The following is a 1,069-nucleotide window of genomic DNA, read 5'->3' on the forward strand; positions in this document are numbered from 1 at the left end:
GAAAATTGTCTGAGCAATTTTTTGATAATTGACCACTGTTACATTTGGTAAATCGAGGAGTTGATCAAAATTTATCCACATAACCCACCTCCTGTTCTGTGTTACTATTATACCATGCTCACACAGAACCTAGAAGAGCCAGTAATTCTCTTGATAGCCATAACTTATCGACCTGTTGAAGTTATACTCTTAGTATAGCAATCAACTACACAAGATGACAAGAGCAACGCAGATAAATATTCGACTAACAGAGGAAGAAATGGAAAGACTAGAAACTTATGCCAAGTTAAAAGGCTATTCAAAATCAGAGGTCATCAGGGACTACATTAAGCGACTACCTTTACCCAAAAATCTCTAATTGGCAATTTTCGGGGCATCGAACCCCTCAATTGCCGCGCTTTCCTTCCCCACCCCGCGTTGCTGAGGGTGGGGACTGACGCGGATTCGTTCATTGAGAATTTCCAATCGTTTCAAAGCAATCTCAGCATCTCCTTTGGCTACTTCATCCAAAACAACCTGTGAAATATAGAGAACAAAATCATTACGGCGATTTTGCCACCAGTCTCGTGTTGTTTCGATATTCCCCGCAATAATCAAGTTTTTGATCGATCTGGCTGTCAGATAACCAATAACACTGGTTTCAATATAGACGCTTTCACTCACGGCAATCTAGAAAATCTATCCAACGTCTATCCTGCTGCATTTAATCTTGGTTTTGAGGGAGTTGGTTGACATACCCCACGCCGTAAACGGACGTGGGGTATGTCAATACAAGCTAATAATGCATCCTACTGGACTGTTTCAACTAAAATAGGGCAATAGATTTCGGCTTAAAATCTTAGATTATAGAATTTATAGCATTTTTCTAATACACCAAATTAGCTGAAACAATCCACTACCCATTGGATTGCGATTACCAAACCAAGCTATAGACCTCTTGCATAATTTTTTTATGGTATAATATAAGGTTTTGCTTTTTTCTCAATTCTTAGATTGAAGTGGAAAAAAGAATAAAATGTGATCTTAGGTCAGGAAATCATCTATAATTTTGCTATGTTTATTAGCAAAA

The 1,069-nt window shown here is 38.1% G+C and carries 1 protein-coding gene and 1 pseudogene; one reads left to right on the plus strand and one right to left on the minus strand.

Going from position 1 to position 1,069, the window contains the following annotated elements:
- Positions 1–214 precede the first annotated feature (214 nt).
- On the plus strand, positions 215–358 hold the full coding sequence (locus tag O9295_RS20995) for a DUF6290 family protein (RefSeq protein ID WP_079209832.1): 144 nt from the start codon (positions 215–217) through the stop codon (positions 356–358).
- Between the two features lie 89 nt (positions 359–447).
- Here O9295_RS20995 and O9295_RS21000 read toward each other — a convergent pair.
- A pseudogene (locus O9295_RS21000) lies at positions 448–663 on the minus strand (PIN domain-containing protein); the annotation flags it as partial.
- Positions 664–1,069 lie beyond the last annotated feature (406 nt).

Origin of the sequence: Microcystis sp. LE18-22.4A, assembly GCF_027531105.1 — a bacterium.
GTDB classification, from domain to species: domain Bacteria; phylum Cyanobacteriota; class Cyanobacteriia; order Cyanobacteriales; family Microcystaceae; genus Microcystis; species Microcystis aeruginosa.